Genomic DNA, 10,309 nt, shown 5'->3' on the forward strand with positions numbered 1-10,309 from the left:
GCACTGATACTAATGTCGGAAATACCAACGGCGTCATAAAAAATTATCGGCATGCTTGGCGGGAGCATTTCAGGCACAGGCAGGAGTGTCGGTGGCCTGGTCGGCGCTAACCTCGGCTCGATCAGCCACGCCTACGCCACCGGAAACGTCTCAGCCTCAAGCGCAGATAGCTCTGTGGGCGGTTTGGTGGGCTGGAATGACGGCGGCACCATCGACAACGCATATGCTACAGGCAAAGTCACAGGTACAGCCGAGATTAGCGCTATCGGTGGTCTGGTGGGCTGGAACGACGGCGGCACCATCATCAATGCCTACGCTACAGGCAGTGTCACCGGCACAGCAGAAGGTAGCGCTATCGGCGGCTTGCTGGGTGCGAACAATGACAGTCTGATCACTAACGTTTACGGCACTGGCAACGTCTCCAGCACAGGCGCAAACAGCTATATAGGCGGCCTGGCGGGTTATCAGCGGGGGCAAACCACTATCAGTAATGCCTATTGGGACACGACGACGACTAGCCAGACCCTGGGTGTAGGGGCCGGGAGTGCAGGCGGCGCAACAGGCCTGACAACGAATGAATGGCTGACAAAGGGGCCGTTGGCGAATGGAAACTTAAACGGCTTTACGGATCTGTCGGCCTGGATTTCCGGGTCTCCTTACCCTGTGCTGTCTGCTCTGCCTTATATTGTGATCAAGTCCAATGGTGCGACGCAGGTCTATGGATCAAGTGTCATTAGCGCCTCCGGCATAACCTATACGGACCAGAGTGGCGCCGACGTTAACGGCAGGATCAATGGCACGATCACTTGGCAAAATGCAGTCCTTTCAAAAACTAGCAATGCTGGCTCCAGAGGGGCTATCTATGGCACGGGTGTGACGGCTGATGGCTATCAGGTCACCTACGCTCCAGCCTTTGATGGCATCAATACAAATACGATCACGCCCGCCCCACTCACGATCACGGCCCTCAACCAGAACGGCGTCTACGGCCAGACGCCGATGCTCGGCAGCACGGCCTTCGCGACTAGTGGTCTCGTCAATGGTGACACTGTGACGGGCGCCACGCTGACCTCAGGCGCCACTAGTGCAAGCCCTGCGGGGAGCTATGCGATTGCTGTATCGAATGCGGTCGGAACGGGACTGGCCAATTATGCCATTCTTTACCGCTCCGCCCTACTGACGATTTCTGCGCCAGCGCCTGTTGTGCCTGAGCCCGTGACGCCCACCCCCGTTACCCCGGCGCCTGTCGCGCCTGTCGCGCCTGAGCCCGTAACACCTGCGCCTATTATTCCAATGCCGGTTACCCCGTCGCCTGCCGTACCTGAGCCCGTCACACCCGCGCCCGTAACACCTCCAGCTTCTGTTGTGGCGCTTGCCAGAATTTTCTGGCCCACGCCGGTTTCGGCACAGGCCAATATCAGCTTCAGCGGGGCGAATAACCGCGCCAGCATTCCGATCGCAGTTTCATCTTCAAACAGTTTAGCAAGTTCCACCCCCTTCCCCGAACAGATCATCCTTGCAGGCGGTCGATCAGCCTATCGCATTACCCTGCCCGCCACCTCTGTTACCAACCAGCTCCGGAAAGCACAGTAATGCGCCCGATCATTCTGTCGGGCCGCGCGCTCGTCCTTCTTCCGCTCCTGGCCCTGCCACATGACGCGCACGCCCAGGCCTATAGTCGCCTAGCGCCCAAACAGCCCGTGGCGCCGGTCATGCCACCCCGCGTCATCCCGCCGGGTCGGGAGAATAATCCCCTGCCCCAGTCGGCCTCCCTCGTGACGTCCTCCCTCAAGGGGCTGGTCTTCGTCTCCCGCAGCCAGGATGTGCAGGTGGCCGGGGTTGCGGTCGATAAAACGGGTATCACCTCTTCCGGCCTGCCCCTGATTGCGGATAGAGCGCTGCAGGCCGCACTCTACGCCCGACTGGGCAAGCCCGTGACGTTCGACGATCTCAACACCATCGCCCGCCAGGTCGATACGCTCTATCGCCGCAAGGGACATCCATTCGTTACCCTCACCATCCCGCCCCAGAATGTCAGTAACGGAATCATCCAGATCCTGGTCACCGAATATCGCCTCGGCGCCGTCAGGACGCAGGGTAATCGCTGGTTTTCCGACGACCTTATCCGACAGGAAAGCGGTCTGGTTCCGGAACAGACCCTGACACTGGCAGGGGTGCAGGACGATCTCGACCGGCTCAACAGCAATCCGTTTCGCAGTACCGATGCCGTGTTTGCTCCGGGCCAGGCCCAGGGCACCACAGACGTCATTCTCCAGACAAGGGATCGTCTGCCGCTCCATGTCTATGGCTCCTATGACAATGCCGGCGTGCCCGTGCTCGGCCAATCCGAATGGGCGCTGGGCGGCACCTGGGGCAATGTTGCAGGTCTGGACCAGACCCTTTCCTATCAGTTCACCCATGCCGCCAGCGATCGCTATAGCGGCCATGCCCTGACATGGACCGCCCCCCTGCCATGGCGGGACAGGCTTCAGGTCTTTGGCTCCTATGCCTGGCAGAAGCCCGATCTCGGGGCCGATAACCGCGATATGGGACAGACCGGCCATAGCGGACAGGCCAGCCTGCGCTATATCCATGATCTGCCCACCCTGTCGCTCGGCAGGAAGATGCGTCTGATCCAGGACATTCAGATCGGTTTCGACTTCAAGACCACCAACAACACCCTCGAATTCGGCGGCATCAGCGTTTTCGACAGCCAGGCCGAGGTGGCCCAGTTCCCTATCGTCTATAACGCCGCCATGAACGATCCCTAGGGGCAGACCACCTTCCAGAACCAGCTGATCTCCAGCCCGGGCGGCATGACAGGGGCCAATCGTCGCAGGAATTTCAATGTGCTCGTGCCTAGCGCCAATGATCGTTACGTTTTCGATGCGATAAGCCTGACACGCACCACATGGCTGCCGGGCGGGCTCTCCTGGATACTTCAGGCCACAGGTCAGGTTTCAAGCACCAATCTGATGTACAGCAACCAGCTTGCGCTTGGCGGGCTCTATACCTCGCGCGGTTATTATACTGACACGGCTCTGGGAAGTGAGGGCGTGAGCGTCACCAACGAAATCCGCTCGCCTGCCTTCAGCCTGCTCGACCCGCTCGGTCTACGCTCGACCCTGCGTGACAGTGAGCAGATCGGCGTGTTCTACGATTATGGCCACGTCACCCAGGTCAAACCCATTCCCAATCTGAGCAATGAGACCGACCTTTCCAGCATCGGTCTCGATCTGCACAGTGCGATGGGGCGCTACGCCACTCTCACCTTCAACGTCGGCTGGCGTTTGCGTGGCCTTTCCGGTTCCTTGCGGCAGAGCCTCTACGGCAACAAGGGCGCTTTCGGAAACATGTCGCTGACCGTCGGTTATTAAGGGCGCAGCGCTGTTTCAGCAGGCGTGGGTGAAATGCGGTTCATTTGCCTCTCGCTCTGACAACAGGAGAGTCAGTGCGAGGGAGTCTTCGCTAGGTTTGTAACATATAGCCAGAACATAACGAATGCGGCGAGGCATTCAGCGTATCAGGACACGGTCTAGCATCTGTCGTCGCGCGTAGTGACGGGGCTCCGGCCCCTGGAGCGTCCTGATATGATCTCGATCCGAATGTAGCACCGGTATTTGCCTTAGTCATAACTTACGAGCATCGTGCGGGATCTACGTCTCATATTGCAGGGTATGCCCTCCTACACCTTCAGTCCGCCTCTGAAACAGTCGCTGTCATAGCTGCGATCACATATAAGCCATTCCGACGCAGGAAGACTGTCGATTCAGGCCACCGCTTCCGTTTAATCGTTGATCGGCCCTGCCGTCATGAAGAAGTTAACCAACTGACCATTGCTATCTGTTAGCGCGTACTACCTCGGGTTTATGCCAACTTTCAAACGCCTGATCAGGCTGCCCACATCCTTTTTCTGATCCGCAGGCTGGACGCAGCGCGGTGCGTCTTCAGATAGGTCGCATCGATCACGGTCGTCTGATAGACTGACCAGCGAGCGGCCAGGCCGATCATCATGCCGACGAAAACCGGGCGGCCTCCCAGCGCTTCCTGCGAGCGTAGAACGTCTTGGGCGGACCATATCTGCGATGCGTCACGCCAACGCAGCTTGTTGCGGTTCACGAAAATGATCCCCGTTAACACGCGCCGATCATCGACGCGTGATCTGCCATGGTACTTCTGAAAGAGCGGCTTCAGACGAGCTATCTTCTCGGCCCTTAGCCAATACAGATTGCTCGCCCTCAGTCTCATCGCAGAGGCTAATTCCGGTTTTACCGTCCGAGCCAATAGCTTTAGAGCCTAGTCGAGAAATATATCTATCACCGATGAAACGATCGCATTATACAAATAAACGGAGAGATATATGCTTTTTCCGTCTATCACCAAAACGCCTGGAGATTGTATTTTTCTCGCAAACTCCCCAATAGAAATGGACTCTACACGGTATAGCGCCCTATCGGGCTTGATATTGCCTACGATATTTTTCGCTTTTATGGCCCCTCTGCCGGCATCCCACAAAACAGCTTTCTTTATGCTCTCTTCCGGGAAGTCATGTACGATCTGTATCGACGAAGACGTCTTTCGATCCTGGTCGTAAGGAACAAAGCTGGCACCTTCTCCTTTCTGTATATAATCAAGCTGTCTTTGCGTGGCATAGGCCGTGATCCGGCTTTTACCAGGGGCTACCAGAACGGCAATTTTCTGGTGCCGCGCGATCAGGTTGCCCTTTCGTATCGAATCGGAAACGTCGCGCAGAACGCCACTAAAGGGCGCACGCAAGGTCAGGCTCGCTTCACGTTCATTCGCTTTTTCGAGGGCAGCGAGCGCAGCCGCTTTATGGGCGATACTATCATTCAGGGATTGGAGACCGACGGAGTTGCGCATGAGCTGCGTGGTAATGTCAGACCAGTATCTCAGCTCAGCTCGGGCATGGACGATATCTCTCGCAATTGCATCATCGTGCAGCACGAGGATCGGCTCTCCCTTGGCGACGGGCATCCCTTCGGTTCCGACATACGCTATGGTGCCGTGCTCGCGACTTGTCAATTCGGTCTCTTCCGAAGCCTCCATGACAGCGGGGAGATGGATTGCAGACGGCAGAGGCAGAAAGAGGGCAAGCAGCAGTAGCATGCAAAGCCCCAGAAACCGGGCACGCCCATGGTGGGGTGCCTGCGTAAACGAACGCGCCCAGATGTGGGCTTCACGCATGATAGGCATGATGATGAAGACCCCTATCTCAATCGCCATAAGTACGAGACCAAGCGCCTCGAAAGTGGCATGGTAAACGAGCAGAGCGATGCCGAAGAACAGGAAGAAACGATAAATCCATGTACTGAAAGCCCAGCAAGCGACCAGCGGTTTTTTATGCGTCGGAAGCTCACCCGGCTCACGATCGGCTGTTACGTCTCCGAATACCGCGCGACGCAGTATCCATCGCGAATAAGCGAAGGCACGTTCCTGTAGATTTTCAGTTCCGATCAGATCTGAGAAAATATAATAGCCGTCGAACCGCATGAGTGGATTGAGATTGACGGTCAGCGCCATTACCCAGCTCGATGCGGCAAGAGCCAGCGCTGCTTCGCGCGCGGTTCCATCCGGAAGGACGATCCACAACCACGCCGCCAAGCTGCCCAGAAAAAGCTCTGCGGTCATTCCGGCAATATCGATGGCTATCCGCGCACGCGGCGACGTCAGACGCCACGCATTGGTTGTATTGGTCCAGAGTACCGGACAAAGCACCAAAAGCGCGAGGCCCATTGACGGAACACGACAACCGAGGCGCTTGGCCGCAAGGCCGTGTCCGATCTCATGCATGATTTTTGACAGGAAATATGCGCAGCCAACGAGGGCAAAGCCGCGCCACGACCAAAGGTCGCCAATATCATGAACGAACATATCCCATTGCTGCGTGATAACGCAGAGGGCGCTGATGCCGAGTCCGGCGATTATCAACCATACCCTTCGGCCCGTCATGAAGCGCAGCCTGGCCTCCCACCTGCCGAGTAAGGCATCTGGATTACACAGCGTGACTGAAATGAAGAGATAGTGGTGAATCAGCCATTTCACCGGGTTGGAGCGCTTACGCGCCAGAATTTCGACGAACTGCCGCGTGTGGTCTGCTGTGTTGGGCAGGGTTAGTCGCGCACCTATCAGGAATTTTCGCAATCGTTCTATATCATCCGGACTAACACGGATCGCTGTCTCAGACCGCATGGCATCGGCGATGCGACTGGCATCGGCGAGATGCCAGCGGTTCAACGCCTCGATATCGTACCAGGGCAGTTTGATGTAGCGATGGGCAACGGGATCATAGAGGATCCACGTCGGATGACCATTCTCAGGCTGGCCGGGTAGAAGCTGCAAATCCTCCCTTAGCAACGGCCAGGCAGATTGCGTGGTCGGAGACATCACAGCCACGGGCGGATGACCTGCCACGGCCTACGAAAGATCCATAGGGCCAGCAGCGTACGTGGGCCAACGATCTTACCCGTTCCCTCGTCACCCAGATGCGCCTCGTTATCGAGATCAGCCCGGAACTCGTAGACCGATGACATATCGCCAAGTTGTTTGGGGGCATACGCGTGACTGATTAGCTGCCCATGTACAGGATGCTCGGGCCGACTGTTGTTGTAAAAGACCACCGGAGCGCTATCCGCGACATGCCAAAGCCCATCGGGCGCAATTGCGATCTTGAGCATCCTCGATCTGCGTGGCGCGACAACCAGTATTTTCTCACCCGTCTGGGCGGGCTTGCCAGTCCAGGCAAGGCGGTCGGCAAACAGGGCTATGCCATCGATGGGGGCCCGGATGACAGTTTTTTCGAGGAGAGAGGCCTGATATGTCACATCGGCTTTCGCGGATTCGATTTTGTCCTGAAGAGGGCCGATTTCAGTGCGAGCCTTGACGTCGTCAACGCCGGACTCCAGCGCTTCCTGATACTGAGTTTCGGCCACGGCCAGGCTTTCCCGCGCCACGGAAAGTGCATTCTGGATCTGCGCCCGGTCCAGCTCGATCAGCACCTGTCCTTTTTTCACTGGCTGGTTAGGGTCGACCTTGAGATCCAGCACTACGCTCTCGAAAGGGGCCACAAGCTGAGCAGGCTCGGAAGGAATGATTTCGGCACGTCCAATCATGGAGCTGTGGACAGGAAAACAACCAAGGGCGAGTAAACCTATACCGGCAATCATGACCGACCGCCTGACCCGCGGCACCTTGCGGGGCTGAGCCTGCACGCAGAATAATGCCTGGCCGATCGCGGGGCCTATACGCTGCAGAATGGCCAGTTCGTGGCCGTCGCTAAAAGCCGTATGTCGGCCGAGGAGTAGTATTCCTAGCTCATGACCATTCCATTCGAGAGGCAGGGAGAGGAAAAACGGGGGCAGAATATCTGCATTGTCGGCCCCACCCGCCAACGCATCACTCTCATGGCTCTCAGGCTGCTTCGACAAGAAACTGCCGGAAACCGCTTTGAGCCAGCGGGCAAAGGTACCATCAGGGTCAAAATCGGGAGTTCCAGATACGGCGCGCAGCTCGCGTGTGCGATCCTCAAAGAAAGCTGCATGTGAGTACTGCACGACATTACGCGTCTCGTTGACCATAACGAACGACAACGTCTCCCTGTCATGCGCCGACCTGAGCCTGTCTGAGAAAGCGATAAATCGTGCGAGGGTTTCTGCCTGCCGATGGCGATCCTGTGGCGTGAAAAGCTCAGAAATTGGCGTCACCTGTCATTCCGGGAAGTAGCCCGGGATGCTCCGATGTGATCGCCGCATACACCCTGATGGTCCTGCTGACCGGATCAGCGGCACCCGAGATACGCGAAAGAACCGCGTCGTAGGTCTTGCCTGTCTCGTCGATCGTCACGTGAAACGCCGTGCCGGTCTTGTGTGTGGTCAAAAGACGCGCCGGAATCAGAAAGGAGATTTCGAGATGCGAAGGATCAACGATACTGATCATCGGTCCACCAAGCGTCAGAAACTGATCGCGGTGCACGGCGATTTCTGACACCGTGCCATCGAAGGGAGCCACAACCGAGCAATAGGATAAGGCCGCCTGGGTTACACCCAGATCAGCCTGTGCCGCGGCAAGATCGGCTCGGGTCGTCTGATAATCTGCGTTGGACCAGCTCTGCAGCTTGCGCAGATTGTTCTGTGTTTCGACGAGCGAACGGTATTTCTGCACTTCCGCCTGCGCATGCAGATTCTGGCTCTGCGCCATCAGGCAATCAAACCCGACCAGCAAATCACCCTTGTGAAAGCTGTCGCCATCCCTGAACGGCAGCGTGGTAACCCGACCTGCCATCGGAGATGAAATCTTCGCACTTTCTGTGGCCAGAATCTGAACCGTATAGTGGTGCTGCGTGTCGCCGGAAAAAGACGTGCTCGCTCCGGCGCTTGTGCCAGGAACAACCGGTAAGCTCGCGACCCCTGGCAGGGGCGCTTGGGGCAGGCCAGGCGCGTTGCCTGACGCCGGGGCCATCGTGTCAGCCTGCCCCGCGCTGGGCAGACCAAGGACTATCGCTGCCAGCAATAGGCAGGTGCAGGGAGATTTATACGGCATGATCTTCCATCATCTTTCGCGTGTTTAAAGTGGCGCTTTTTCAGGCATGCGATGCAGCAGTGATCTGAGACAGGGTTTGGCCACCGGTTACAGGCGCCAGCCTGGGCGGATTACTTTGGGGGGCTCCGGCGTCATGGCTGTCGATCGGCGGAGGCGCCGCCGGTGCGTGGATGATCTGTGCAGGCGTGGCCGAGCCAGCCGCTGAGTTGTTTGCAAGCGTCATGTCAGGAAGAACGCCGCTCTTCCATGCAGTGATAGAGCGCGCGACCTGCGCTGTGAGGTGATCGATATGGCTCAGATCAGCATTGGCAGGCACGATATCGAGACCGACGGAATTATAGAGGTTGGCCAGAGCCCCGTGTGTCTGGGCAAGAGTACGGGCATAATCGACCTCAGCAATGAGACCAGCCATTTCGTGACGGATCATGTCCGCACCCGATTGCGCACCAGCCTGTGTGGCGCGTGTTGCGACGGTTTCCATCTGCTTGCCGATATCGTCGGTCTGTCGCGCCGAAGCAAGCATATCCAGACTATTGAGATATTGCTGCGCGCTCAGGTTGGTTTCGGCAATGAGTGATACCGAGAGCGCCATCTGACGCGCACGCGAGGCATCAATGGCGCTGTGTGCCACTGCAATTGCTCTTGGTCCCCTGATCAGATTCATCAGGTTGAAGGTCGCCCGTACGCCTACCTGCCCCCAAACATTATTATAGAGCAGTTTGTTGGTATCGTAATTCTCGCTGCCCAATGCCCCCACGCCCGGCGACATGCGCACGATCTGAGCATAAATATCCTGCCGGCTGATTTTTTGCTGATAGCTTTCTTCGCGCAGCTCGGGCCGCATCACCAGTGTAATTTCTTCCAGTTTCGCCATGTCCTGTATGGGGCGCGCCGTCAGCACCTCATCCGATGTGATCAGCGTAACAGGCGTGCCTGGAGCAACGTTGATGAAAGAACGCAACTGGATCTGGGCAGATACCAGATCATTGCGCATCTGATACAGCTGACGTAACAGCTGCATCACGTTCTGCTGGTAATCGAGCAGGATCAAAGGGTTCTGCAAATGCGCATCTGCAGCGTGTTTTGAATTATCGAGCATGACACGCGCATCAGCGATCATAGGATCGATTTTCGGCAGAATGGCCTGCGCTGCACGAGCACGCCAGTAAACTTCAGCGGTATTGCGCACGAGCGTATTGATGGCGCGACGGCGGCGTTCCACAGCAATCAGGGCACGATATCCCTGCTGACGTGCCTGAAAATAGCTTACTCCGATATCGGTCAGATCCCATGAGAACTGGACATCTGCCGTGCCATGGGTGGGAACTTCGGAGTAAGAATAATCGAGCGAACGCTGATTGGTAAATTCATCTATACTTTCTGCGGCATTGTTGTTGTTTCGGGTGGTATAGCCTGCATCAGCGGCCAATTGCGGCAGCATGTTCGTCAGCGAGAGATCAAGCTGCTTTTCCTGCTGGGTGATCTCGAGCTTCGCGACCTCGATCTGATAATTATAGGCCAGAGCTCGGGCTATGGCTTGCTCCAACGATAATTCGGGGGTTGCAAGCGGCACGTAATGCTTCTGTATTTCACTACGATCATTCACCGCACGCGTGATATTTTCGTTCATCGTCATTGGTTGCGGACGGATGCCGCAGGCCGTGAGGGATACAAGCCCTATGACAGCGGTGCCGCTACGGAACAGGGTTTTCAGACGCATTGTTTTCCTCGGAGTGAAAAGAGTTTGTTTGTG

The 10,309-nt window shown here is 56.9% G+C and carries 7 protein-coding genes and 1 pseudogene; 3 read left to right on the forward strand and 5 right to left on the reverse strand.

The window, feature by feature from the left end; genetic code table 11:
• Positions 1–51: 51 nt before the first annotated feature.
• The 3 genes from AAID99_RS05135 to AAID99_RS05145 are packed head-to-tail and all read left to right on the forward strand — an operon-like array spanning position 52 to position 3,377.
• Complete coding sequence (locus tag AAID99_RS05135) at positions 52–1,593, forward strand: GLUG motif-containing protein (RefSeq protein ID WP_498493344.1); 1,542 nt, start codon at positions 52–54, stop codon at positions 1,591–1,593.
• Positions 1,593–2,771, forward strand: a complete 1,179-nt coding sequence (locus AAID99_RS05140) for a POTRA domain-containing protein (RefSeq protein ID WP_498493345.1) — start codon at positions 1,593–1,595, stop codon at positions 2,769–2,771. The genes AAID99_RS05135 and AAID99_RS05140 overlap by 1 nt, the downstream gene beginning before the upstream one ends.
• Before the next feature lie 45 nt (positions 2,772–2,816).
• On the forward strand, positions 2,817–3,377 hold the full coding sequence (locus AAID99_RS05145) for a ShlB/FhaC/HecB family hemolysin secretion/activation protein (RefSeq protein WP_498493346.1): 561 nt from the start codon (positions 2,817–2,819) through the stop codon (positions 3,375–3,377).
• A 71-nt stretch (positions 3,378–3,448) separates the two neighbouring features.
• On the opposite strand, the pseudogene AAID99_RS05150 reads toward AAID99_RS05145, so the two are convergent.
• From AAID99_RS05150 to AAID99_RS05170, 5 genes and pseudogenes are all read right to left on the reverse strand, one after another.
• A pseudogene (locus tag AAID99_RS05150) lies at positions 3,449–4,248 on the reverse strand (IS5 family transposase).
• 48 nt (positions 4,249–4,296) lie between these two features.
• Positions 4,297–6,432 carry a hypothetical protein gene (locus AAID99_RS05155; RefSeq protein ID WP_498493347.1) on the reverse strand — a complete coding sequence of 712 codons (2,136 nt, stop codon included), beginning with the start codon at positions 6,430–6,432 and terminating at the stop codon, positions 4,297–4,299.
• Positions 6,405–7,721 (reverse strand): efflux RND transporter periplasmic adaptor subunit, encoded by a 1,317-nt coding sequence (locus AAID99_RS05160; RefSeq protein WP_498493348.1) that lies wholly within the window; start codon positions 7,719–7,721, stop codon positions 6,405–6,407. Before AAID99_RS05160 ends, AAID99_RS05155 begins: the two co-directional genes overlap by 28 nt.
• On the reverse strand, positions 7,705–8,556 hold the full coding sequence (locus AAID99_RS05165) for an efflux RND transporter periplasmic adaptor subunit (protein WP_188426413.1): 852 nt from the start codon (positions 8,554–8,556) through the stop codon (positions 7,705–7,707). The genes AAID99_RS05160 and AAID99_RS05165 overlap by 17 nt, the downstream gene beginning before the upstream one ends.
• 40 nt (positions 8,557–8,596) lie before the next feature.
• A complete protein-coding gene (locus tag AAID99_RS05170) occupies positions 8,597–10,276 on the reverse strand; it encodes a TolC family protein (RefSeq protein ID WP_188426412.1) in 1,680 nt (559 codons plus the stop codon).
• Positions 10,277–10,309 lie beyond the last annotated feature (33 nt).

It is taken from the genome of Asaia sp. Ae19-3 (assembly GCF_059801175.1).